The 22,984-nt window shown below is 64.9% G+C and carries 23 protein-coding genes; 8 read left to right on the top strand and 15 right to left on the bottom strand.

The features are described from left to right. Nucleotides 1-110: 110 nt before the first annotated feature. Nucleotides 111-317 carry a hypothetical protein gene (locus NG696_RS05650; RefSeq protein WP_252574617.1) on the bottom strand — a complete coding sequence of 69 codons (207 nt, stop codon included), beginning with the start codon at nt 315-317 and terminating at the stop codon, nt 111-113. A 174-nt stretch (nt 318-491) separates the two neighbouring features. Here NG696_RS05650 and NG696_RS05645 point away from each other — a divergent pair, with 174 nt between their 5' ends. Then, nucleotides 492-917, top strand: a complete 426-nt coding sequence (locus tag NG696_RS05645; RefSeq protein WP_252570077.1) for a helix-turn-helix transcriptional regulator — start codon at nt 492-494, stop codon at nt 915-917. A 163-nt stretch (nt 918-1,080) separates the two neighbouring features. Here the strand turns inward: NG696_RS05645 and NG696_RS05640 are convergent, their stop codons facing one another. Then, nucleotides 1,081-2,307, bottom strand: coding sequence for an ATP-binding protein (locus NG696_RS05640; protein ID WP_252574615.1), 1,227 nt, complete (start codon nt 2,305-2,307; stop codon nt 1,081-1,083). Between the two features lie 225 nt (nt 2,308-2,532). On the opposite strand from NG696_RS05640, the gene NG696_RS05635 reads away from it, so the two are divergent. From NG696_RS05635 to NG696_RS05620, 4 genes are all read left to right on the top strand, one after another. Then, nucleotides 2,533-2,934, top strand: a complete 402-nt coding sequence (locus tag NG696_RS05635; protein WP_252574613.1) for a VOC family protein — start codon at nt 2,533-2,535, stop codon at nt 2,932-2,934. Nucleotides 2,935-3,108: 174 nt separating this feature from the next. Continuing rightward, entirely contained in the window at nt 3,109-3,840 is a 732-nt protein-coding gene (locus tag NG696_RS05630; RefSeq protein ID WP_374211177.1) for a helix-turn-helix domain-containing protein, read from the top strand. Beyond that, the gene (locus tag NG696_RS05625) at nt 3,833-4,684 is read left to right on the top strand and encodes a Fic family protein (protein ID WP_252574609.1); all 852 of its coding nucleotides are present in this window, start codon (nt 3,833-3,835) and stop codon (nt 4,682-4,684) included. The genes NG696_RS05630 and NG696_RS05625 overlap by 8 nt, the downstream gene beginning before the upstream one ends. A 201-nt stretch (nt 4,685-4,885) precedes the next feature. After that, complete coding sequence (locus tag NG696_RS05620; RefSeq protein WP_252574606.1) at nt 4,886-5,626, top strand: type IV toxin-antitoxin system AbiEi family antitoxin domain-containing protein; 741 nt, start codon at nt 4,886-4,888, stop codon at nt 5,624-5,626. A gap of 232 nt (nt 5,627-5,858) precedes the next feature. On the opposite strand, the gene ppsA is transcribed toward NG696_RS05620, so the two are convergent. Both ppsA and NG696_RS05610 read right to left on the bottom strand, forming a co-directional pair. Further along, complete coding sequence (gene ppsA, locus NG696_RS05615; protein WP_252574603.1) at nt 5,859-8,261, bottom strand: phosphoenolpyruvate synthase; 2,403 nt, start codon at nt 8,259-8,261, stop codon at nt 5,859-5,861. 151 nt (nt 8,262-8,412) lie between these two features. Then, nucleotides 8,413-9,231 carry a pyruvate, water dikinase regulatory protein gene (locus tag NG696_RS05610; RefSeq protein ID WP_252570095.1) on the bottom strand — a complete coding sequence of 273 codons (819 nt, stop codon included), beginning with the start codon at nt 9,229-9,231 and terminating at the stop codon, nt 8,413-8,415. A gap of 180 nt (nt 9,232-9,411) precedes the next feature. Here NG696_RS05610 and NG696_RS05605 point away from each other — a divergent pair, with 180 nt between their 5' ends. Together NG696_RS05605 and NG696_RS05600 are read left to right on the top strand one after the other, a co-directional pair. Continuing rightward, nucleotides 9,412-9,627 carry a hypothetical protein gene (locus NG696_RS05605; protein WP_252574600.1) on the top strand — a complete coding sequence of 72 codons (216 nt, stop codon included), beginning with the start codon at nt 9,412-9,414 and terminating at the stop codon, nt 9,625-9,627. 35 nt (nt 9,628-9,662) lie between these two features. Continuing rightward, complete coding sequence (locus NG696_RS05600) at nt 9,663-10,397, top strand: GAF and ANTAR domain-containing protein (protein ID WP_252570100.1); 735 nt, start codon at nt 9,663-9,665, stop codon at nt 10,395-10,397. 37 nt (nt 10,398-10,434) lie between these two features. Here the strand turns inward: NG696_RS05600 and NG696_RS05595 are convergent, their stop codons facing one another. Beyond that, nucleotides 10,435-10,698, bottom strand: coding sequence for a type II toxin-antitoxin system RelE family toxin (locus tag NG696_RS05595; RefSeq protein WP_252574598.1), 264 nt, complete (start codon nt 10,696-10,698; stop codon nt 10,435-10,437). 2 nt (nt 10,699-10,700) lie between these two features. After that, nucleotides 10,701-10,958 (bottom strand): type II toxin-antitoxin system Phd/YefM family antitoxin, encoded by a 258-nt coding sequence (locus NG696_RS05590; RefSeq protein ID WP_252570106.1) that lies wholly within the window; start codon nt 10,956-10,958, stop codon nt 10,701-10,703. A 163-nt stretch (nt 10,959-11,121) separates the two neighbouring features. Here NG696_RS05590 and NG696_RS05585 point away from each other — a divergent pair, with 163 nt between their 5' ends. Continuing rightward, on the top strand, nt 11,122-11,862 hold the full coding sequence (locus NG696_RS05585; protein ID WP_252574596.1) for a GAF and ANTAR domain-containing protein: 741 nt from the start codon (nt 11,122-11,124) through the stop codon (nt 11,860-11,862). Nucleotides 11,863-12,008: 146 nt separating this feature from the next. Here NG696_RS05585 and purU read toward each other — a convergent pair whose 3' ends face one another. The 9 genes from purU to gcvP form a co-directional block, all read right to left on the bottom strand. Further along, nucleotides 12,009-12,863 (bottom strand): formyltetrahydrofolate deformylase, encoded by an 855-nt coding sequence (gene purU, locus NG696_RS05580; protein WP_252570111.1) that lies wholly within the window; start codon nt 12,861-12,863, stop codon nt 12,009-12,011. Beyond that, a complete protein-coding gene (gene cycA / locus NG696_RS05575) occupies nt 12,864-14,345 on the bottom strand; it encodes a D-serine/D-alanine/glycine transporter (protein WP_252570113.1) in 1,482 nt (493 codons plus the stop codon). Beyond that, nucleotides 14,335-15,165 carry a methylenetetrahydrofolate reductase gene (locus tag NG696_RS05570; RefSeq protein WP_252574594.1) on the bottom strand — a complete coding sequence of 277 codons (831 nt, stop codon included), beginning with the start codon at nt 15,163-15,165 and terminating at the stop codon, nt 14,335-14,337. Before NG696_RS05570 ends, cycA begins: the two co-directional genes overlap by 11 nt. A 27-nt stretch (nt 15,166-15,192) precedes the next feature. Then, nucleotides 15,193-16,203, bottom strand: coding sequence for a lipoyl synthase (gene lipA / locus NG696_RS05565; protein WP_252574592.1), 1,011 nt, complete (start codon nt 16,201-16,203; stop codon nt 15,193-15,195). Between the two features lie 13 nt (nt 16,204-16,216). Beyond that, nucleotides 16,217-17,614 carry an L-serine ammonia-lyase gene (locus NG696_RS05560; protein WP_252574590.1) on the bottom strand — a complete coding sequence of 466 codons (1,398 nt, stop codon included), beginning with the start codon at nt 17,612-17,614 and terminating at the stop codon, nt 16,217-16,219. 170 nt (nt 17,615-17,784) lie between these two features. After that, nucleotides 17,785-19,110, bottom strand: a complete 1,326-nt coding sequence (gene glyA, locus NG696_RS05555) for a serine hydroxymethyltransferase (protein ID WP_308291946.1) — start codon at nt 19,108-19,110, stop codon at nt 17,785-17,787. Then, nucleotides 19,107-19,490: a glycine cleavage system protein GcvH gene (gcvH, locus tag NG696_RS05550; protein ID WP_252570121.1), complete on the bottom strand. Its 384-nt coding sequence runs from the start codon at nt 19,488-19,490 to the stop codon at nt 19,107-19,109. The genes glyA and gcvH overlap by 4 nt, the downstream gene beginning before the upstream one ends. A 78-nt stretch (nt 19,491-19,568) precedes the next feature. Beyond that, complete coding sequence (gene gcvT, locus NG696_RS05545; RefSeq protein ID WP_252570124.1) at nt 19,569-20,681, bottom strand: glycine cleavage system aminomethyltransferase GcvT; 1,113 nt, start codon at nt 20,679-20,681, stop codon at nt 19,569-19,571. A gap of 22 nt (nt 20,682-20,703) precedes the next feature. Beyond that, nucleotides 20,704-22,984 (bottom strand): aminomethyl-transferring glycine dehydrogenase (gcvP, locus tag NG696_RS05540; protein WP_252574588.1); only part of this gene is annotated, 2,281 nt, incomplete at its 5' end.

Raw genomic sequence — 22,984 nt, 5'->3', positions numbered from 1 at the left:
TGAATTAAGAAAACAAAACGTACCCTATTTCTCCACCTTCTGGCGTAAAGGGCCGTGTCCCGCCTGTGCCTAACGTCGGTTCGACGCCCGGCAACGGATCACTACCCGGTTCACGCGACGCGCCTGGCACCGTCACTCGACAAGAGCCCGTCCAGCCCATGCTGGCCATAGGCGTTGCGCCACGCACCCAGGATGCTCACGGGTTCGTTACGTGACCAGATTGCCCGGCGCGGGGCCGAATCGCCGTTGTGAAGGGCTAGTTCCGCTTCGTAAAGCGCGGACTTTACCCAGGCTAGGAAGTCGTCGCGGTCAGTCATGCCTCAGTATGCTCCATGCGCAGCTGTCTATCCGGCACGGCTGCCCGAGCATTTCGGGTGTCGCCAGGCCGTTTCCGTAGCGCCATGCCGTTTCCGCGTCGGGGGATTTCGCAGGCTCAATCACTGGGCGGACAGGATCAACCACCGGGCGTGGAGCGCTACTAGACTTGCCTCATGACACCGCAGGAGCTGACAAACTTGGCCCACTTGCGCCGGGCCCGTGACCTGATTGACCGCGGGTACGCCCGGCCGCTGGACGTGCCCACCATGGCCGCCGGGGCCCTCATGTCAGCGGCGCACTTCTCCCGCCAGTTCAAGGCCGCCTACGGTGAGACGCCCTACAACTACCTCATGACCCGGCGGATCGAACGTGCCATGGCGCTGCTGCGCGCCGGTGCCAGCGTGACCGACGCGTGCATGGAAGTGGGCTCCACGTCCCTGGGTTCCTTCAGCTCGCGGTTCACCGAGATCGTCGGCATAACGCCCAGCGCCTACCGCGCCCGCGAACACCACGCCGTGAAAGCAATGCCCACGTGCATCGCCCGGCAGCACACCCGGCCCTCGCGCAAACCGAGCAGGATTGAAGAAACTTCCTCCTAGCCGGTGACACATCGAGCGCCAAGTGCTGCTCACCAAGTGCTAGTCCAACCGGAGCCCGCGCGGCTATGCCTTCCGGGACCCGTCGGGCAACATGATCGCATCAACTAGGAGTGACGGATTTCGACAAGCTCAATCATTGGGCCGTCCGGCCCCACCGCAGGGGTCAGCCGGCGGTATGCCTGCCTCGTCGCTGACGCAACTCCGGCACATTCAATTCCGGAACGGCCCGGAGCATGAACCGGTCGAAATGCGGAACGGTGAAGGCCGCATAACCGTGGTTCGGCGTGTAGAGCAGCCCCTTGTCAATCAGCTGCGACCGCGTAGGACTAACTTGCTGGGAGGTGCGATTTAGAAGGGTCGCGACGTCGCTGGCCAGCTGGGGTTCTGGCCCCAGCTGAGCCATTGCCCGCAAGTAGGCCTGTTCCAGCTCCGTTGTCCGGTCAAGCCGGACGCGGAAGAAACTGCCGTCCAGCTTCTCCTCAACATAGCGGTGAGCATCCTTCACATCCCGGGCCGTAATGACGTTATCTTCCGCTAGATTCCAGACCGCTGATCCCATTTCCTGGAGGAAATAGGGGTAGCCTCCCGTGACGGCCACGGCTTCCGTAATAGCGTCTTTCTCGAAAATCACTCCACTATCGAGAGCCGGGCGGGTGATGGCCTCGATGGCGTCGTCGTCGTCGAGCATCTCGATTCTTGGAAATTTGAAGAGTCGCTCGGAGTAGGATTTAGCCTCCCCGGCAAGTTCTGCGATCTGGGGCAGTCCGGCCCCGACCAGGGTAATCGGCAGTTCGCGCTGGACCGTTTTGTGCAGTGCGGCGATCAAGGCTTCCAGTTGGACCTTCGACAGGAACTGGACCTCGTCAAAAAGAAGCACTAAGCCGGTTTCATGGTCCTGCGCAGCCTCACCCAGGGCAAGGAAGAGATCTGTGAGGTCCACCCCCAAATGACCGCTATCGGCCTGACCTTCCACTGGTTCAACGTCGAAGCCGGCCGTGAACTTACCTTCGGGGTCTACGGAGACTGTGAAGGATCGCAGGACTCCGGCTGCCCGTCGAGCGCGATCCGTCCACTTTGCCCGGGGCGAGATCTCGAGGAGAGCTTTCCGGAACTCCACCGCCAATTGGCGCCGGAAGTCTCCGTCATCGTGCTTGCTGACCTCGATTTCGATCACAGCCCAATCAGCGGAAATCGCCTCTTTACGGAAGGCACCGAGCAATACCGTTTTGCCGACCCCGCGAAGTCCCGTGATGATCATGGACTGCTCGCTACGCCCCCGAGCCAGCCGTGCCAGCAGAAGCTTGAATGAGGCAAGCTCATCGGTGCGGCCCACCAGGACTGGCGGATTCGCGCCGGCGTTCGGGGTGTAAGGGTTCTCAAGTGGGTCCATAGCAAGAATAGTAGTGTTTTATTAAAAGTTAATAAACCATCAATACACTTGCTACGGTAACCATGTCTGGGTGGCCAGTCCCGCGCCTGCAGGCGCGCGCCTTTTTGCTGAAAGTAAAAGCCACGCCCACGGCGGCCACCGCGGCCCGGCAGCACACCCGGCCCTTGCGCAAACCGAGCAGGATTGAAGAAGCCTCGCCGCTGCCACTCCCCTAGCGTGGGAGACATGAACATTTCATTGAAGTACGCACACGTCACCGTCAACGATCTCGATGAGTCCCTCGCGTTCTACCGCGACGCCCTTGGCCTGGAAGTCCGGAACGACGTCGGCTCGGACGGACAGCGCTGGGTCACCCTTGGCAGCGCCGCCCAGCCCGACCTTGAGATTGTCCTGTCCCCGCCGCATGCCGGCCGCTCGCAGGCCGACGGGGACGCCATCCAGGAGCTGGTCACCAAGGGCGTGATGCCCATGCTCGTGTTCAACACGGACGATCTCGACGCCACCTTCGAAACCCTCCGGGTGTCAGGCGCCGAGGTTCTCCAGGAACCCATCGTCCAGCCGTGGGGCCCGCGCGACTGCGCCTTCCGCGACCCGTCCGGCAACATGATCCGCATCAACCAGGGCTGACATTCAGCCTGGTGATTGAGCTTGTCGAGACCCTGGGCCTCGACAAGCTCGACCACCGACGGACAAGCTCAATCACCGACGGACAAGCTCAATCACCGACGGACCAGCTGTTGCTCATACGCAGCGTCTGCGTGGATATTGCATATAAGCAATAGGAACCATAGAATTGCTTATATGCAAAACGTGGTCCAGGTTGCGATCCGCGACTCCCGGTTCTCCCGCCGCGAGCTTGCCAGACGAGCCGGAGTGTCGGCCTCCACTGTCACGCGGGTTGAGAAAGGCGACATCGACCCGACCCTTGGCATGGCGACGCGAATCCTGGCGGCCGCCGGCCTGCAGCTTCCGTCCCGGACTGAGCCGCTCTGCGATGTACGCGCGCTTCGTGCTGCCCGCACGATCCTTGAAGACGGCACCTCCAATCCGGCTGCGGACGCGGTAATGATCGAGACACTCATGCGCTGGGCCAGCACTGACGGAACCCCTCGCCCCAGGTCACTCGCCAGAGAGGCAGGTGCGGCCGCTCCCCCGCCCCTCCGCCCCGGCGCCGTAGAGATCACCAGTCACTGGAATTTCCTGCGCATCTGCTCGGCCGTGGCCGCCACGAGAAAGGGTTGGGCCGCCAGCGGCGCACCGGCCGCGGCACGGATAGGGGCAGAAGGGACGCCCGGGCCCATCATCCTTTACGTCGAGAATCCTGCCAGGGTCGCGTCCATCATCAACCGCCCCGGTTCGGCCGCGGTGGAGGTTCTCCTGCTCCCCCTCGACGGCGCCAGCGAAGGCGGCGCGTGGAACGACGAAGGGATCGTCTGGGCAGACCCGATCCAAATCATCCTCGACTGCTACGGGATGCCGGCCACGTATGACCTTGCCGAGGAACTCACGAAAGACTGGGCGCACCATGACTGAGCAGGCACGATGGGGCGTCGGCTCCAACCAGTACAAGAAGCGGCCGCCCCGGCCACACGGCCCGCAACCGTCCCCCGGCCTGCTCAAGTCGGCAGCGAAGGACCAGACGGACGAGCTTGGCTTTTCCTGGGACTCATCTGGCATACCCTGGGACGAAATGCCCGGTATGGAGGTGCCACGCGCCCTCGCCCGCTTCGAGGCGCAGCTGGCTGGCCATGTGTGGGACGCTGCCGCCCTGGAAGGCAACCCCTACACCCTCCCGGAAGTCCAAACACTCCTGGAAGGGGTCACCGTCGGCGGACACCGGCTCGACGATGAGAAACAGGTCCTGGCCTTGGTCGAGTCCACCCGCCTGCTCCACGGCCTTGTTCGGGACGGGACCTTCGCACTTTCCAAGCCTTTATCAGACCGACTTCACGGAATAGTGGCACCCCATGAGGCGATAGAGGCAGGGCACTTCCGTGGCGAAGGTTCTGTGCGGGGCGGCGGAAGGGTCAACCTGGGTGAAGCCGGCACTTTCAAAGCCACCGGCTGCGAAGATGGCGGGGAGGAGCTGCGGGCCGAATACACCCGCGGACTGGCGTTCCTTTCCGGGGTGAAGAATCCGATAGAACGGGCTGTCGCCTACTTCTGCTTCGGGACCCGGCACCAGTTCTATTTCGACGGCAACAAGCGCACCTCACGGCTGATGATGAATGGTGTCCTGCTGAGCTCCGGGCACGACGCGATCTCCATTCCGTTTAGCCGCCGACTTGAGTTCAATCAGAGCCTGGTGACGCTCTACGCGGACGCGGACGCAACGTCGCTCATGGAGTTCATCCTCGACTGCCGGCCTGAAGGCTAGCCGCCGGTGGTCCAGCTTGTCGAGACCCGGGGATTTCGACGTGTAAATTCGTTTTCGAGGCGGAAATTCCTCCACGCAGTCCGTATTCCGGTTGCGCCGAGGTGGGTGAGGGTCGGAAACGGACAAGCGCGTCGCCAGGACTTCTCCACATAGCGGCACCTACCCCTCGCGCCGAGGGCGCGCAGCTGGCATCTTCGCTACATGACGGATCTTCCACCGCTTCTCCTGGCCCGCGACCGCGCCCTTCACGGGCTGACCCCGAACGACCTTACCAAGCGCGTAAAGGCCGGTTCCCTGGTCCGCGTACGGCACGGCGTCTACACGGACGGGCAGGTCTGGAAGGGGCTGAAGCCGTGGGAGCAGTATCGCCTCCGCGTCCAGGCAGCTGCGGAAACCTTCGAGAAACCCACGGTCTTCGCCAGGCACTCCGCCGCCAGCGTGTGGGGAATACCCACCATCGGCCTGAACCACCCGGTCCAGGCCCTCACCATGAAGAACGACGGCGGCCGGTCACGTGCCGGAGTCCGCCGCCACTTTGCTGCGCCGGCGGGTCTGATGGTGGTCCGGCGGGAGGGCCTGCTCGTCACCGGCCGCATCCGCACTGTCCTGGACCTGGCGGCGTTCAGGCCTTTCACCGAAGCTGCCGCTCCCCTGGACCGTGTGCTTCGACCAGACCGGACCCTGCGGCTGCCTGCCGTGACGACGGCTGAACTGGAGGCAGGTATCGGATCTATGTACTCCACTGCTGCGGGGCGAGGGGTGCTGACCGCCGTGGCTTTCGCGGACCCTTTGTCCGGTTCCGCAGGGGAGTCCTACAGCCGCGCCCTTATCCACGTGGCCGGCTTCGAAGCCCCGGTCCTGCAGCAAGCCATCCACGACAGGGACGGCCTGGTGGCTACACCGACTTCTATTGGAAGCAGGCCACTGGGTTCAACGTGGTGAGGTGGGATTGGGCCGATCTGATGGAGCCCGGGAAGCTGGAACGCAAGCTGGCAGCGGCTGGCGTGCCCCGTCGTCGCACGCGTTCCGCGGATTTCGACGCGCAAAACCCGACCGTGACCCGCATATTCCCTGGCGCCACCGATATTCAGCTAGCGCCAAGGAATATGCGCAGCGCCCGGCCGGACGTTAACGGACGACGTCGGCACCCAACCTGGGTGCCGACGTCGTGCGTTTAGTTCGCGGCTGTGGCGGCGGTGGCGCCGGTGGCGCCGGCGAGCCGGAGCCAGGTGTCCACCACGGTGTCGGGGTTCAGGGAGACGGAATCGATGCCTTCCTGGACCAGCCACTCGGCGAAGTCCGCGTGGTCGCTGGGACCCTGGCCGCAGATGCCGACATACTTGCCGCGCGCCTTGCAGGCCTTGATGGCCATGCTCAGGAGCTTCTTGACGGCAGGATCGCGTTCATCGAAGCCACCCGAGACAATCGCCGAATCCCGGTCAAGGCCCAGGGCCAGCTGGGTCATGTCATTGGAGCCGATGGAGAAGCCGTCGAAGTAGTCCAGGAAGTCGTCCGCCAGCAGCGCGTTGGAGGGGATCTCACACATCATGATCACCTCGAGGCCGTTCTCACCACGGACCAGACCGTTCTCCGCCAGCAGCTCGATCACGCCGCGGGCCTCGTCCATGGTCCGGACGAACGGGATCATGAGCTTGACGTTGGTCAGGCCCATCTCGTTACGGACAAACGACAGGGCCTCGCACTCGAGGTCGAAGCAGTCCCGGAAGGACGGCTCCAGGTACCGTGAGGCACCGCGGAAGCCGAGCATCGGGTTCTCTTCGTGCGGCTCGTAGGCCGGTCCGCCAATGAGGTTGGCGTACTCGTTGGACTTGAAGTCGGACATGCGCACAATCACCGGCTCCGGCGCGAACGCCGCCGCGATGGTGGACACGCCTTCGGCCAGGCGCTTGATGTAGTACTCGCGCGGGCTGTCGTAAGCGGCAATCCGTTCCCGGATTTCCGCGGCCACGTCCGCCGGCTGGCTGTCCAGATTCAGGAGTGCCTTGGGGTGGATGCCGATCTGACGGTTGATGATGAATTCCAGCCGGGCCAGGCCCACGCCGTGGTTGGGCAGCTGCGCGAAGGTGAACGCCTGCTCCGGGGTACCCACGTTCATCATGACCTTGACCGGGGCCTCGGGCAGCTCGGTGATGGCGGTTTCCTCGACGCTGAAGTCCAGGAGCCCTTCGTAAATGGTGCCGGTCTCGCCGTCGGCGCAGGAGACGGTCACCTCGAGGCCGTCGGAGAGGGCGTCCGTGGCACTTCCGGTCCCGACGACGGCGGGGATCCCCAGTTCGCGGGCGATGATGGCCGCGTGGCACGTGCGTCCGCCGCGGTTGGTGACGATGGCGGAGGCACGCTTCATGATCGGTTCCCAGTCCGGGTCGGTCATGTCCGCGACCAGGACATCGCCGGTCTTGAAGGCGGCCATCTGGTCGATCGCGGTGAGGATGCGGACGCTGCCGGCACCGATGCGCTGGCCGATGGCACGGCCCTCCACCAGCGTCCGGCCGGTCCCGTTGAGGCGGAAACGGCTGAGGCTGCCCGCGGCCCGGCGGGACTGCACCGTCTCCGGGCGTGCCTGCAGGATGTACAGGCCGCCGTCGGTCCCGTCCTTGCCCCATTCGATGTCCATGGGGCGGCCGTAATGGTTCTCGATGGCGACGGCGTGCCGGGCGAGCTGCTCGACGTCGGCGTCGCTGAGGCTGAAGCGGTTCCGCAAGGAGGCCTCCACCGGCACGAAGTCGATGGTCCGGCCGATCTCCTGGCTGTTCGTGTAAGTCATCTGGAGGGCCTTCTCGCCCAGTCCGCGCTTGAGGATGGCGGGGCGGCCGGCCTGCAGTGCGGGTTTATAGACGTAGAACTCATCGGGGTTCACGGCGCCCTGGACCACGGCCTCGCCCAGGCCGTAGGAGGACGTGACGAACACGGCGTCCTGGAACCCGGACTCGGTGTCCATGGTGAACATCACGCCGGAGGCCCCGACGTCGGAGCGCACCATCCGCTGGATGCCGGCGGAGAGTGCCACCTCGGCGTGTTCGAACTTGTGGTGCACGCGGTAGGCGATGGCGCGGTCGTTGTAGAGGGACGCGAACACATCCTTGATGGCGAGCAGGATGTTCTCGATGCCGCGGACGTTCAGGAAGGTTTCCTGCTGCCCGGCGAAGGAGGCGTCCGGGAGGTCTTCCGCCGTCGCGCTGGAACGGACGGCCCAGGACAGGTCCTCGGAGCCCCCGTGCTTGTCCACCAGCTGCTGGTAGGAGTCCCGGATCTGCGCCTCGAAGTCCGGCAGGAACGGCGTCTCACGCATGAGGGTCCGGATTTCCTGGCCGGCCGCGGCGAGGGCCGTCACGTCGTCGGTGTCCAGGCCGACCAGCCGGTCCACGATCTTCTGGTCCAGGCCGGAGTCAGCCAGGAAGCTGCGGTAGGCGTCCGCCGTGGTCGCGAAGCCGTCCGGAACCTGCACGCCGGCGGACGTCAGGTTCTGCACCATCTCCCCGAGGGAGGCGTTTTTGCCGCCTACCCGGTCAAGGTCCTTGAGTCCGAGTTCTGAGAACCACAGGATGTCTGTTGTCATAATTGCTGCTCCTTTGCAGATGATGGCATGCGGGGGCGCCGCCCCGCGCGCGGCTGTGGCCGGTTGGTGGGCGCGAATCCTGTCTACAGTGACAGGTCCGGAGCACCTTTCCAACATGATGTGCGCCACACAGGGATTGTGAAAATTTTCTCTAATGTTTCAGGTTCATGCGCTGCAGGATGGTGGCGGCCATTTCCTCAACTGACACCGTGGCCGAATTAAGGTACGGAATCCGGTGCGAGACGTACAACTGCTCGGCGCTGCGCAGCTCGAAGCCGCACTGCCGCAGCGACGCATAGGGCGAGCCGCGGCGCCGTTCGGTGCGGATCTGGCTCAGCCGCAGGGGGTTGGAGGACAGCCCGAAACACTTCTCCACAAAAGGCCGCAGCGGCTTGGGCAGCCCTTCGCGCTGAAAGTCCTCGTCCACCAGCGGAAAGTTCGCGGCGAAGATGCCGTGCTGGAGCGCCAAGTACATGGTCGTGGGAGTTTTTCCGCAGCGGGACGGCGCCACCAGGATGACCTGCGCCTTTTCCAGCGCCCGCAGGCTCTGGCCGTCGTCGTGCTCCATGGCATACTCGACGGCGGCCATCCGGGATTGGTACCGTTCCGCGTTGCCCAGGCCGTGGGCCCTGCCCGGTTCACCGCTGGCCTGCGCGCCGAGGGCCCGCTCCAGCTGACCCACATGCGTCCCGATGAGATCCACGATGATCCCCCGGCACTTTGCAATGGCCTGCCTGATGTCGCCGCCGACGGCGGTGGAAAAAACGATGGGCTGCGGACCGGTGGCGACCAGTTTGTCGATGGTGCCCACCACGGTTCTGGCCTGTTCGACGGTGGTAATGAACGGGACCGTGATGCGGTCAAAGTTGTTCGCGGGGAACTGCGTCAACAGGGTGTTGCCGAGCGTTTCCGCGGTGATGCCCGTGCTGTCCGAAAGGAAGTAGACAGGCCGAATCTCGTCATTGGTCATGAAGGAATTCTGCACTATCCGGTGGTTGAGCTGGGCCCACGCCCGCCGGGTTCCCTGGCCGAGCTTGCGAGGTAAGGGGGCGGGTGGGGACGAAACACCGGGCTTTTACCCGGCAGAAACACTGCGGCAACCTGGTCGGGGCATGCTGGGCAGACGGGGACAACCAGCAGGGGGCACAGCATGATCACTGACAAGGTGCAGACGGTAAGAATCCAACCCGGCGACCACATCGAGGCGTGGCACAACGGCAAGCTTTTCCACAAAGGCCGGGTGACCGACGTCGTACATTCCCTGGAACTGATCTGGATCCGGGACGCGAGGACCGGCACGCGGAAGCTGCTGGATCCTGACGCCCTGGAGATCATCAAAGTGGCGGCCCCGCAGGCGGCCGGCTAGCTTGTGAGCGCCCGCCGTTCGGCCTAGATTTGGGCATGACCAATTCGCCCGAACAAGAGCTGATCCTCGAGCTGCAGGACCTGATTATCGGCACAGGATCGGTGGCTGACTTCCTGGGCGGGTTCTCCATCATCGCCGCCGCCGCACTGAGCCGCTCGGCTGGCGCAACGGTGGAGTGCGGGGTCACCCTCAAGCGCGCCAGGAAAACCACAACGGTGGGCGGGAGCACTGAGCGCGCCATCCACCTGGACCGCATTGAACAGGCTGTGGGCGAAGGGCCCTGCATCGCAGCGTTGCGGGCGGGGACCCCCGTCCTGCTGGCCGACGTCCGCACTGACCCGCGCTGGCCGACCTATCAGGAACGCCTGATTGAGGAGGGCATCCACAGCGTCCTCGGCGTCCCCCTCGAAATCGGTGAAAACGCGGCCGCCGTCCTGAACTTCTTCGCGCCGGCCACTGGCGTATTCACCGAGGAAACCATCAGTGAGGCAGCCAGTTTCGCCGCCGTCGCCGGCAGTGCCGTCCGCCTCGCCGTCAGGGTGGGAACCGCCGAGAACGCCGCAGATGATCTGAGCGCGGCGATGATGAGCCGCACCGCCATCAACCTTGCCGGCGGCATCATCATGGCCCAGAACCGCTGCAGCCAGGCAGAGGCGATGTCCATCCTGATGAAGGTCTCCAGCCACCGGAACCAGAAGCTCCGGGACGTGGCCGACGAGATCGTCCGGAAAGTCTCGGGCGAGGGATCAACCACCTACTTCGACATGTAAGGCTTGGTCAGTGTTGTCCGCGTCAGCCAGGCAGACGTCACCTCTTGTAGACCTCGCGTCGGTGCGCGACCCGCACAACGAGGACGGTCAGAACGTCGTCATGGATTTCGTAGAGAACGCGGTAGTCAGCAATGCGGACCCGCCAGGCCGTCTCTTCGCCAGCGAGCTTCTTGCATCCAGCTGGTCGGGGATCATTTGCCAGCCCCGCGACAGACGCCAGGATTCGCTTGCGCGTACCAGTCTCCAGTTTGCGGATTTCCTTGGCTGCTCCGGCGGTGAATTCGACCGCGTAGCCGGCCACGTTTAGAGTTCGGCCTGAAGTTCAGTCAGGCTCACTCGACGGCCATCGTCTCCGGCTTTGGCGGCCCGGAATTCGGCGAGATCCACTGCGTCTTCGAGCTCCTCCAGGCGTGCGAAGTCCTCGACGCCGATGAGAAAAGCCACAGGCTTACCGTGGCGGGTGATCTGGACTCTCTCATGCCCGTAGTTCGCCCTATTGACGACGTCGGGCAGATGCTCACGCAGAGCTCCGACAGTGACGGAGCTGGGTTCAGTTTCCATAGTCACAGTCTAGTACCTGTTTTGTATAGAAGTATAAGAACGTACGAAACGTAAGAAAACCAAATCTTCAGCGGGCCTGCAAAAAGCGAGTACTCACTACTCGTGTGCCACCCCGGCAGGGGCTCTTAGGATAAGGGCGTACCGACACATGGGGGACTGGGGCATGATGATCGATCAACAGGTGGACTGGCGCGTCTCGGGGGTCCTGCTGGATATCCGCGGACACTCGGAAGCGGCATCGGCGTGCGCCCTTGCCCAGATCGCGGCTCCCGCCGTGAGCGACATTGCCGGCTCCGAGGTGGAGGGCACTGTGACCATCGTGCGGCCGGACGGGACGCCCTTCACAGCGGCAACCACCGACGCCGCCGGCGACCTTTCCCGGTGGGACCAGCTCGCCGGACGGGGTCCCACCTCACGGGCACTTGGCGGCCGCCTTACCATCATTCTCAACGATCACTCCTTGGACAAGCGCTGGGATGGGTACCAGGCCGTTCTCAGGGCAGCCGGCTTCCGGTCCGCTGTCGCCTTGCCGTTGCCGCTGGAACGCGGCTACCGGGCCGCACTGACGGTGTATTCGGCGGAAACGAACATGTTCACCCCGGTTGTCGCCAGCCAGGCGCTGGCGTTCTCCGAGGTGGCGGCCAGGAGCCTGGTCCTGGCACTGCAGGTCCGGGCTGGCCTGGCCCAATCCGCGGATCTCCGCGCAGCCATGGCCAGCCGCACCGCGGTCAACATCGCCTGCGGCGTGCTCATGGGCCAGAACCGGTGCTCCTACGAGGCGGCATTCCAGATCCTTACGCTCGCATCGAGCCAACGGAACCTGACCATCCGCGACGTCGCCGAAGGGATGCTGCGCACGCTCCCGGGCGGGGTTCCGCCCACACACTTCCAGCAGCGCGCCTGAGGCAGCGCCCCGCCGTCGAGCATTAATGGGCGCCACACACGGTGGCGCGCCCCCACCCCACTCCCCCGAATGTAAGTAGCGCTAACTGTCGTTCTGAAGGTTCAAATCGACAGTTAGCGCTACCCAGTTGGGGACGAGGAGGACAGTCAGCGCAGAACGACCGTGCGCCCGCCGTCGAGCATCACCCGGCCTTCACAGTGCCACCGCACCGCGTTGCTCAGCGCCTTGCACTCAGCGTCGCGGCCCACGCGCACCAGGTCATCGGCCGTGTACGTGTGGTCCACGTCGATGACCTGCTGGGCGATGATCGGTCCCTCATCCAACTCCGCGTTGACGTAGTGCGCCGTGGCGCCCACGGTTTTCACCCCGCGGTCATAGGCCTGGTGGTACGGCTTGGCGCCCTTGAAACTCGGCAGGAACGAGTGGTGGATGTTGATGGTCCGGCCCGTCAGCTGGGCCGACAGCTCATCGCTGAGGACCTGCATGTAGCGGGCCAGGACCACCAGTTCCACCTCGAACTCATCCACGAGCTCCAGCAGGCGCTCTTCCTGCGCCGGCTTGGTCTCCTTGGTGACCGGGAGGTGGAAGAACGGGATGCCGTGCCACTTGACCAGGTCCTCGTGGTCCGTGTGGTTGGAGACCACTGCCACGATTTCCACCGGAAGATCGCCCGTGCGGGCCCGGAACAGCAGGTCGTTGAGGCAGTGCCCGAACTTGGACACCATCACCAGCACACGGCGCTTGCGGCCGTGCGGCTCCAGCTGCCAGTTCATGGCCCACTCAGCCGCCAGCGGCTCGAAATCCCCGCGCAGGTCCTCGGTGCTGAAGGACTTGTTGCCGGCTGCGAAATGCACCCGCATAAAGAACTGCTGAGCCTGGCGGTCACCGAAGTGCTTGGTGTCGATGATGTCGCAGTCGTGATCCAGCAGGTACCCGGTGATCGCGTGGACGATCCCCGGGGACTCCGCGCAGTTGACGGTCAGAACATGTTCGGTTGCCACTTAGTTCTCCCGCGAAGCCTTCGCGTCGGCCAGGGCCTTCTCGTCGGCCACGACCTTCTCGCCGGCGAGGTCCTTCTGGAACTCCGCGTAGCGGGCCAGGTGGGCCGGGCGCTTGCGCAGGATGAACCAGGCGACGCCGAGGATGATGAACCAAATGGGGGTGACCAGGAGCGCCACAAGCGTGTCCGGCTGCGTGGTCAGTGCCCACAGGACGAAGGCGAAGAACGCGAAGACCACCCAGACCATGGGGATGCCGCCGGGCATCTTGTACTTGGACGCGTCGTGCAGGTGCGGCCGGCGTGAACGGAACTTCAGGTAGCTGGCCAGGATGATGGACCAGACGAAGACGAAGCAGACGGCGGAGACCGTGGTGACCATGTCGAACGCCTTGCCGATGTCCTTGCCGGCGTACATCAGGATGATGCCGGAGAGCAGCAGGATGCAGGAGAGGAACAGTGCGTTCTGCGGGACCTTGCGGCGGGACAGGTTGCTGAACACGGCGGGGGCGTCGCCCTCCTGGGCCAGGCCGTACACCATGCGGGAGGTGGAGTAGATGCCGGAGTTGGCCGAGGACATGGCCGAACTGAGCACCACCAGGTTCACCACAGTGGCCGCGGCGCCGAGGCCCGCCAGGGAGAACATGGCGATGAACGGGCTGTGGCCGGCCTGGAACTGGGTCCACGGCGTGACGGACATCAGGATGATGAGGGCGCCTACGTAGAAGAGCAGCACGCGGATGGGGATGGAGTTGATGGCCTTGGGCAGGTTCTTCTCCGGGTCCTTGGCCTCAGCGGCGGTGGTGCCTACCAGTTCAATACCCACAAAGGCGAAGACGGCGATCTGGAAGCCGGCTACAAAGCCCATGAATTCGTTCGGGAACATGCCGCCGTGGCTCCACAGGTTGGTGAAGGTGGCCGGGCCGGCATCGGATTGGAAACCGCTGAAAATCATAAACAGGCCAACAATGATCAGCGCCGCGATAGCGATGATCTTGATCAGCGCGAACCAGAACTCGGTCTCACCGAACGCCCGCACCGTTGCGAGGTTCAGAACCAGAAGGATGATCACGGTGGCGATGCCCGGAATCCACAATGGCACCCCCGGCCAGAGTTCCTCCGAGTAGGCGGCGATGGCGATGACATCCGCGATGCCGGTGATCACCCAGCAGAACCAGTAGGTCCAGCCGGTGAAGAAGCCGGCCCACGGGCCCAGCAGGTCAGCGGCGAAGTCGCTGAAGGACTTGTAGTTCAGGTTGGACAGCAGCAGTTCGCCCATGGCCCGCATGACGAAGAACAGCATGAAGCCGATGATCATGTAGACGAAAATGACGGACGGGCCGGCGGCCGAGATGGTTTTGCCTGAGCCCATGAACAGGCCTGTGCCGATGGCGCCGCCAATGGCGATCAGCTGGATGTGCCTGTTGCTGAGCTGCCGCTCAAGATGGGGTGTGTTGCCCGGGGTGGTGACGGTTTTAGTACTCACGTGCTGCTCCTCGAATCAATGCTGGCTGGAGTGCCGTTGTGGAAGATGCGGGGCCCACTTCGTTGGGGACCGCATCGAGGTTGTTGAAGCTGTAAAGATGGATCCCTGCGATGCCGGGCTGGCTTTCGAGCCCGGCCACCAGGGTGTGGGGTGAGTAGCGGTCGCCGCTGAGCAGCTTGCGCGCCAGCGTTCCCTTGCTGCTGAGGAACTTCAGGGAACTTCCGACGCCGATCTGCGTGGCGAGTGCCAGCAGCTTGGTCCGCGGAACGGACCCCGCCACGCCCACCCAGACGGGCAGGTCCACGCCTTCACGGCGCAGGAGCGCCGCGTAGTCGAGGATTTTGGGGGCGTCGAAGCACATCTGGGTGACCACGTGCGTGGCCAGGTGCTGCTTGTCCTGCAGGGCATCGAGCAGGTCCAGGGCGGCCACCGTGGGGTGGCCTTCCGGGTAGCCTGCCACGCCGGCGCGCATCCGGCCGCCGGTGTACTGGGCGATGTCCTCCAGCAGCGGGAGCGCTGACTCGTACGGTCCGGCGGGCTGCTTCCGGTCGCCGCCGATCACAAACACTTCGCCGATGCCGGCGCCGTCGCAGTCCCGCATGATCCGGGTCAGCTCGGCCCGGTCATGGATGCTGCGCGCGGCCAAGTGCGGGATGACGGTGTAGCCGAGAGTGCTCAGCTCCACCGAGGTACGCATGGTCCGCTCGATGCCGTGGTGCGGCAGGCACGTCATGGTCAGCGTGGTGGTCAGCGGAACCAGGGCCTGGACCTGCTCAACGATCCCGGTTGAGGGGATGATTTCGATCCTTGTAGGGAACATCTTCGGTCCTTTCCTGATATCGGGCGGTCAGCTGGCGTGGGCTGCCAGCAGTGAGCTGGCTTCCTGGCGGGTGCTGCCGGAGGACTCGATGTGGGCGAGTTCGGCGGGGATTTCCCAGCCCTTCTTGCGCATCGCGGTGGCCCAGAGCCGGCCGGCCCGGTAGGAGGAACGGACCAGCGGCCCGGACATGACCCCGAGGAAACCGATTTCGTTGGCCTCGTCCTGGAGGTCCACGAACTCCTGCGGCTTGACCCAGCGGTCCACCGGCAGGTGCCGCTCGGACGGGCGCAGGTACTGGGTAATGGTGATCAGGTCACAGCCAGCCTCGTGCAGGTCCCGCAGCGCCTCGGAGATCTCCTCGCGGGTCTCGCCCATGCCCAGGATCAGGTTGGACTTGGTCACCATGCCCAGCTTCCGGCCCTGGGTGATGACATCCAGGGACCGGTCATACCGGAACGCGGGCCGGATGCGCTTGAAAATCCGGGGCACGGTCTCGACGTTGTGTGCGAAGACCTCCGGCTTGGAATCGCAGATCGCCGCGATGTGTTCGGGTTTGCCGGAGAAGTCAGGGATCAGCAGCTCCACGCCGGTGCCCGGGTTCAGCTCGTGGATCTTCCGGACCGTCTCGGCATACAGCCACACACCCTCATCGGCCAGGTCATCCCGGGCCACCCCGGTCACGGTGGCGTAGCGCAGCTGCATGGCCTGGACCGAGCGGGCCACCTTAGTGGGCTCAAACATGTCCACCGGGGAGGGCTTGCCCGTGTCGATCTGGCAGAAATCACAGCGCCGGGTGCACTCGGAGCCGCCGATCAGGAACGTGGCTTCCTTGTCTTCCCAGCACTCAAAAATGTTCGGGCAGCCGGCCTCCTCACACACCGTGTGCAGGCCTTCCTTCTTGACCAGGTTCTTGAGCTGGACATACTCCGGACCCATCTGGACCTTCGCCTTGATCCACTCCGGCTTCCGCTCCACAGGTACTGCAGAGTTGCGCTGCTCAACGCGCAGCAGCTTCCGGCCTTCTGGTGCCAGTGTCATCAGTTCTCTTCCCTTAGCATTCCACTACGTTGACGGCGAGTCCGCCCATGGCTGTTTCCTTGTACTTGGAGCTCATGTCCCTGCCGGTCTCGCGCATGGTCACGATCACCTCATCCAGGGACACCCGGTGCGTACCGTCCCCCCACAGGGCCATCTTCGCGGCGTTGATGGCCTTCGCCGCCGCGATCGCGTTGCGCTCGATGCACGGCACCTGGACCAGCCCGCCGATCGGATCGCACGTCAGGCCGAGGTTGTGTTCCATCGCGATCTCCGCGGCGTTTTCCACCTGCTGGGGTGTCCCGCCCATGACCTCGGCGAGGGCACCGGCCGCCATGGACGACGCCGATCCCACCTCGCCCTGGCAGCCCACCTCGGCACCCGAAATGGACGCCTGTTCCTTGTACAGCACCCCGATGGCACCGGCCGTGAGCAGGAACTTGACGACGACGTCGTCGCGGTCTTCCTGCGTGGCTTTGTCCATGCCGGGTGCGAAATGCAGTGCGTAGTACAGGACTGCCGGGATGATGCCCGCAGCGCCGTTGGTGGGTGCTGTGACCACCCGGCCGCCGGACGCGTTCTCCTCGTTCACTGCCAGGGCGATGAGGTTCACCCATTCCTGCCAGTACTTCGCGTCCCGGTCCTTGTCCTCCTTCTCCAGCCGCTCATGCCAGTCGGGAGCACGACGGCGGACCTTCAGTCCGCCGGGCAGCAGCCCCTCGCGCTTGAGGCTGGTTGCCACACACTCCTCCATGACGGAGTAGATGTGCAGCAGGCCTTCGCGGATCTCCGCCTCCGACCGGGAGGCCAGCTCATTGACGAACATCACCTCGCCGATGGACAGGCCCTTGGACTGGCACCGGCCCAGCAGCTCCGCGGCGGTGCGGAACGGCAGCGGCAGCTCCTTCTTGGACTCGTCGAGTTCCTTCAGCGCCGCGTCCTCTTCGCCTTCGCGGACAATGAAACCGCCGCCCACGGAGAAGAACGTGGCCTTGTGCAGAGTTTCGCCTGCCTCGTCAGTGACGGTGAAGGTCATGCCGTTGGTGTGCCGCGGAAGTACGGTCAGCGGGCGCAGGACCATGTCCTTGACGCCGTAGGGCAGGGGCACGGAACCGGCGAGCTGGAGGGTGCCGGTTTCGGCGATGGCGGCGAGCCGCTCCTCCACCTCGGCCGGCAGGATCTTTTCGGGGTGGAAACCCTCCAGGCCCAGCAGGATGGCCGTCATGGTGCCGTGGCCGTGGCCCGTTGCCGCCAGCGACCCGTACAGGTCCACCCGCAGCCCCGCCACCTTGTCCAGGCTGCCGGAGCCCGCGAGCTCCTCGGCAAACACTGCGGCAGCGCGCATCGGCCCCACAGTGTGAGAGCTCGACGGCCCGATCCCGACGGAGAACAAATCAAAGACTCCAACGGCCATGTGCGTTTCCTAACTAAGTAATTTACTAATGATCGAGCCGGGCATCCTGTGCATTCTGTCGCACGCCCGGGCTCCCCCACAGGGCCGGCGGGCCGGGGTTTTCGAAAGCGTGCGTCAAAGCGACGAAGGAGCAGCACGCGTGAAAACTCCGGCTCGCCGGACCGGCGCCACTACGCGAGGTTGGCGACAGACGGGTACAGCGGGTGGGCAGCGGCGAGAGCCTCGACCCGGTGACGCAGGCCCGAAAGGTCCGCGTCGGCGTCGGCAATCAATGCCTCGGCGATGATGTCCGCAACTTCATGGAAGGCTGCCTCGCCGAAACCACGGGTGGCCAGCGCGGGGGTGCCGATCCGGAGGCCGGAGGTGACCATCGGAGGGCGCGGGTCGAACGGCACGGCGTTGCGGTTGACGGTGATGTCAATCGCGGCGAGGCGGTCCTCGGCCTGCTGGCCGTCCAGCTCGCAGTTGCGCAGGTCAACGAGGACCAGGTGGACGTCGGTGCCGCCGGAGATCACGTTGATGCCCTTGGCGGTGACGTCCGGCTGGACCAGGCGGTCGGCCAGGATGCTGGCGCCGGCGAGGACGCGCTCCTGGCGTTCCTTGAACTCCGGCGTGGCTGCGATCTTGAAGGCCACGGCCTTGCCGGCGATGACGTGCTCCAGCGGGCCGCCCTGCTGTCCGGGGAAGACAGCCGAGTTGATCTTCTTGGCGATCGCGGCGTCGTTGGAGAGGATGATGCCGCCGCGCGGACCGGCGAGGGTCTTGTGCGTGGTGGACGTGGTGACGTGGGCGTGCGGCACAGGGCTCGGGTGCAGGCCGGCTGCCACCAGACCGGCGAAGTGCGCCATGTCCACCATCAGGAAGGCACCCACCAGATCAGCGATCCGGCGGAATTCTGCGAAGTCCAGCTGGCGGGCGTAGGCCGACCAGCCGGCGACGATCAGCTGCGGCTTGTGCTCCAGCGCCAGGCGCTCCACCTCGGCCATGTCAATGGTATGGGTGTCTTCGCGGACCTGGTAAGGGACCACGTTATAGAGCTTGCCGGAGAAGTTGATCTTCATGCCGTGGGTCAGGTGGCCGCCGTGGGCCAGGTTCAGGCCCATGATGGTATCGCCCGGCTTGATCAGCGCGTGCATGACCGAGGCGTTCGCCTGGGCACCGGAGTGCGGCTGCACGTTGGCGAACTCGGCGCCGAACAGGGCCTTGACCCGGTCGATGGCCAGCTGCTCGATGACGTCCACGTGCTCGCAGCCACCGTAGTAGCGCTTGCCCGGGTAGCCCTCGGCGTACTTGTTGGTCAGGACCGAGCCCTGCGCCTGCATCACGGCAACGGCGGTGTGGTTCTCGGACGCGATCATTTCCAGGCCGTTACGCTGGCGGCCCAGTTCGTCGTCGATCTTGACGGCGATCTCCGGGTCCAGCACCGACAGGTCGGTGTCCAGGCTCGCGGAGACTACCTGTTCAAAGACGGCGGTTCCTGCTGCAGCGGCGCTCACAGTTCGCCACCGTTTACTTCCGCGTATTCCTGGGCGGACAGCAGCGGGCCCTCGGACTCAACGGTGACCTTGAACAGCCAGCCGGCACCGTACGGATCAGAGTTGATCAGTGCAGGATCGCCGACGGCGTCGTCGTTGATCTCTGTGACCTCGCCCGTCACCGGTGAGTACAGGTCAGAAACGGACTTGGTGGACTCGATCTCGCCACAGGTCTCCCCCGCGGTCACAGTGGAGCCAACCTCCGGCAGGTCCACGTAGACGATGTCGCCCAGCGCCTCAGCGGCAACAGCGGACACGCCAACAACGGACGGCCCAGAGCCATCAGTGGAGATCCACTCGTGCTCGGCGGAGTACTTCAGTTCAGCGGCAACCTTAGCCATGTGTGTTTCCTTAAGTTTGGAGTGCAACAAGTGAGAGAGCGTTGGCCCAAACACCGCATCAAGTGAGAGAGCGTTGGGCTATTTCTGGCGCTTGTAGAACGGCAGGGCGACAACCTCGAAAGGCTCTGCCTTGCCGCGCAGATCGATGTCCAGGGCGGTGCCAATCTCGGCGTGCTCGACGTCGACATAGGCCATCGCCACCGGGTAGCCGAGGGTGGGGCTGGGCTGGCCGGAGGTGACTTCGCCAACCACGGCGCCATCCTTGAGCACCGGATAGTGCCCGCGGCCGGCGCGACGGCCCAGTCCCTTCAAGCCAACCAGCTTACGCTTTGATCCGGCTTCCTTGGCAGCTTCCAGGGCGGAGCGGCCCACGAAGTCGCCTTCCTTGCTCTTGAGCGCCACAACGCCACCCAGGCCGGCGTCGAACGGTGACCCTTCGAGGGAAAGCTCGTTGCCGTACAGCGGCATGCCCGCTTCGAGGCGGAGCGAATCGCGTGAGGCGAGGCCGCACGGGACAATGCCGAACTCGGCCCCCGCTTCGGCGACGGACGCCCACAGGGAGGCGGCGCCGTCGTTCGCTACAAAGAGCTCGAAGCCGTCCTCGCCGGTGTAACCGGTGCGGGCCAGGATGACGTTGTGGCCGGCCACGGTGAGCTCGTTGAACGCGTAGTACTTCAGGTCGGTGACCAGTGCGTGCTGGGCCTCAGCGGTCAGCTTGAGCAGGATGGCCTCGGCCTTGGGACCCTGGACCGCGATCAGCGAGGTGATTGCGGAGGCGTCCTCCACCTTTACATTGAAAGCCGCGGCGCGTTCGGCCAGGGCGACGGCGACGGTGGGGGCGTTGCCCGCGTTGGGGACCACGAGGTACTTCTCGTCGCCGAAGCGGTACACGATGAGGTCATCGATGATGCCGCCGTCGGCGTTGCAGATGAGCGAGTACTTGGCCTTGCCGTCCGCGATGGCGGAGAGCTTGCCCACGAGTGCGTAGTCCAGGAACGCGCCGGCTTCCAGGCCGGAGACCCAGACTTCGCCCATGTGGGAGAGGTCGAACAGGCCGGCAGCATTGCGCACCGCGTGGTGCTCGGCCAGCTCGGAGCTGTACTTCAGGGGCATCTGCCAGCCACCGAAATCGGTGAAGGAAGCGCCGAGTTTCTTGTGCTCTTCGTAGAGAGCGGTGTAGTTCTCAGTCATTGTGAAAGCCTTTCACACGAAACTAGTTCGCGAATTCTTCGATGGGCGGGCAGGAGCAGATCAGGTTGCGGTCTCCGCCGGCGCCGTCGATGCGGCCGACGGGCGGGAAGTACTTGTCCTGCTTGAGGTGGTGAACCGGGAAGGCGGCCTGCTCACGCGGGTACTGACGGGTCCAGTCGGAAGATACGACGGCGGACGCGGTGTGGGGTGCGTGGCGCAGCGGGCTGTTCTCCACGCTGAAGTCGCCGTTGGCCACCTGGTCGATTTCCTTCCGGATGGTGATCATCGCGTCGATGAACCGGTCGATCTCCACCAGGTCCTCGGACTCGGTGGGCTCCACCATCAGCGTGCCCGCAACCGGGAAAGCCAGGGTGGGGGCGTGGAAACCGTAGTCGATCAGGCGCTTGGCCACATCCTCCGCGGTGACGCCGGTCCTGGCCGACAGGTCACGCAGGTCAAGGATGCACTCGTGCGCCACGAGACCGCCTTCGCCCGTGTAGAGGACCGGGAAGAACTCGTTCAGGCGGGCCGCAACGTAGTTCGCCGCGAGCAGCGCCGACTTGGTCGCCTCGGTCAGGCCTTCTGCGCCCATGAGCTTCACATACGCCCAGGAGATCGGCAGGACGCCGGCGGACCCGAAGTTGGATGCACTGATGGCCACGCCGTGGCCGGCTTCGTGCGCCGCCTTGTTCGCATCACCCGGCATAAACGGGGCCAGGTGGGCCTTGGCTGCGACCGGGCCAACGCCGGGGCCGCCGCCGCCGTGCGGGATGCAGAAGGTCTTGTGCAGGTTCAGGTGCGAGACGTCGCCGCCGAACTTGCCCGGCTGCGCGAGACCGACGAGGGCGTTGAGGTTGGCGCCGTCGACGTAGACCTGGCCGCCGGCAGCGTGCACGGCGTCGCAGATTTCGGTGACGTCGGCGTCATAGACACCGTGGGTTGAGGGGTAGGTGATCATGATCGCCGAGAGGACGTCCTTGTTCGCCTCGATCTTGGCATTCAGGTCAGCGTGGTCGATGCTGCCGTCCGCAGCGGTGGCCACCACAACGACCTTCATGCCGGCCAGGACAGCCGAGGCGGCGTTGGTGCCGTGCGCCGAAGCCGGGATCAGGCAGACGGTGCGCTGGTCATCGCCGCGGGACAGGTGGTAGCCGCGGATCGCCAGCAGGCCGGCGAGCTCGCCCTGGGAACCGGCGTTCGGCTGGAGGGACACCTGGTCGTAACCGGTGATTTCCGCGAGGTCATTCTCCAGCCCGCTGATCAGTTCGCGCCAGCCCACGGTCTGGGAATCCGGGGCGAACGGGTGGATCGAGGCGAACTCCGGCCAGGAAATGGCTTCCATCTCTGCCGTGGCGTTCAGCTTCATGGTGCACGAACCCAGCGGGATCATGGTCCGGTCCAGCGCCAGGTCCCGGTCGCTCAGCCTGCGGATGTAACGCAGCAGCTGGGTCTCGGAACGGTGCGTGTTGAAGACCGGGTGCTGCAGGTACTCGGAGGTGCGGAGCACCGATTCGGGAAGTTCAAAGCCCTTCGCGTCCACTACCGGGCCGGCACCGAAGGCGACGGCGATGGCGGAGAGGACATCCGTCGTCGTGGTTTCATCAGCGGAGACGCCGATGGTGTCCTCATCGATGTGGCGCAGGTTGATGCCGCGCGCTTCGGCGGCGGCGATGACCTTGGCGGCCTTGCCCGGGACGCGGACCGTGACGGTGTCGAAGAAGGTCTCGGTGACCAGTTCGCGGCCGGCGACCTTCAGCGTAGTTGCCAGGGTGCGGGCGTTGTGGTGGACCTGCTCGGCGATGGCCTTGAGTCCGTCGGGGCCGTGGTAGACGGCGTAAAACGAGGAGACGATGGCCAGCAGTGCCTGCGCGGTGCAGATGTTGGACGTGGCCTTCTCACGGCGGATGTGCTGCTCACGGGTCTGCAGCGCCAGACGGTACGCGGGGGTCCCGCCGTCGTCCTTGGACACGCCGACGAGGCGGCCCGGCATGGACCGCTCCAGGCCCTTCGCCACCGCCATGTAGGCCGCGTGCGGGCCGCCGAAGAACAGCGGCACCCCAAATCGCTGGGTGGAGCCGACGGCGATGTCCGCGCCCTGCTCCCCGGGAGGGGTGATCAGCGTCAGCGCCAGCAGGTCGGCGGCGACCGTGACGAGGGCGCCGCGCTCCTTGGCAGCCGCGATCACGTCGGCGTGGTTGAAGACCCGGCCGGACACGCCCGGCTGCTGCAGGACAATCCCGTTGATGACGCCGTCGGGCAGCCCCATCGACAGGTCGGCGACCTCCACCTCGAAACCGAGAGCC

The organism is Pseudarthrobacter cellobiosi (genome assembly GCF_023913755.1).
Lineage (GTDB): Bacteria > Actinomycetota > Actinomycetes > Actinomycetales > Micrococcaceae > Arthrobacter > Arthrobacter cellobiosi.
Note: the sequence above shows the minus strand (reverse complement) of the source record. Positions and strands in the feature narration are given on the sequence as shown.

Bases quoted from the DNA above. Each gene is read 5' to 3' on its own strand.
- NG696_RS05650 (WP_252574617.1), bottom strand. From the start codon at position 317: ATGACTGACCGCGACGACTTCCTAGCCTGGGTAAAGTCCGCGCTTTAC.
- NG696_RS05645 (WP_252570077.1), top strand. From the start codon at position 492: ATGACACCGCAGGAGCTGACAAACTTGGCCCACTTGCGCCGGGCCCGT.
- NG696_RS05640 (WP_252574615.1), bottom strand. From the start codon at position 2,307: ATGGACCCACTTGAGAACCCTTACACCCCGAACGCCGGCGCGAATCCG.
- NG696_RS05635 (WP_252574613.1), top strand. From the start codon at position 2,533: ATGAACATTTCATTGAAGTACGCACACGTCACCGTCAACGATCTCGAT.
- NG696_RS05630 (WP_374211177.1), top strand. From the start codon at position 3,109: ATGCAAAACGTGGTCCAGGTTGCGATCCGCGACTCCCGGTTCTCCCGC.
- NG696_RS05625 (WP_252574609.1), top strand. From the start codon at position 3,833: ATGACTGAGCAGGCACGATGGGGCGTCGGCTCCAACCAGTACAAGAAG.
- NG696_RS05620 (WP_252574606.1), top strand. From the start codon at position 4,886: ATGACGGATCTTCCACCGCTTCTCCTGGCCCGCGACCGCGCCCTTCAC.
- ppsA (WP_252574603.1), bottom strand. From the start codon at position 8,261: ATGACAACAGACATCCTGTGGTTCTCAGAACTCGGACTCAAGGACCTT.
- NG696_RS05610 (WP_252570095.1), bottom strand. From the start codon at position 9,231: ATGACCAATGACGAGATTCGGCCTGTCTACTTCCTTTCGGACAGCACG.
- NG696_RS05605 (WP_252574600.1), top strand. From the start codon at position 9,412: ATGATCACTGACAAGGTGCAGACGGTAAGAATCCAACCCGGCGACCAC.
- NG696_RS05600 (WP_252570100.1), top strand. From the start codon at position 9,663: ATGACCAATTCGCCCGAACAAGAGCTGATCCTCGAGCTGCAGGACCTG.
- NG696_RS05590 (WP_252570106.1), bottom strand. From the start codon at position 10,958: ATGGAAACTGAACCCAGCTCCGTCACTGTCGGAGCTCTGCGTGAGCAT.
- NG696_RS05585 (WP_252574596.1), top strand. From the start codon at position 11,122: ATGATGATCGATCAACAGGTGGACTGGCGCGTCTCGGGGGTCCTGCTG.
- NG696_RS05570 (WP_252574594.1), bottom strand. From the start codon at position 15,165: ATGTTCCCTACAAGGATCGAAATCATCCCCTCAACCGGGATCGTTGAG.
- lipA (WP_252574592.1), bottom strand. From the start codon at position 16,203: ATGACACTGGCACCAGAAGGCCGGAAGCTGCTGCGCGTTGAGCAGCGC.
- NG696_RS05560 (WP_252574590.1), bottom strand. From the start codon at position 17,614: ATGGCCGTTGGAGTCTTTGATTTGTTCTCCGTCGGGATCGGGCCGTCG.
- gcvH (WP_252570121.1), bottom strand. From the start codon at position 19,490: ATGGCTAAGGTTGCCGCTGAACTGAAGTACTCCGCCGAGCACGAGTGG.
- gcvT (WP_252570124.1), bottom strand. From the start codon at position 20,681: ATGACTGAGAACTACACCGCTCTCTACGAAGAGCACAAGAAACTCGGC.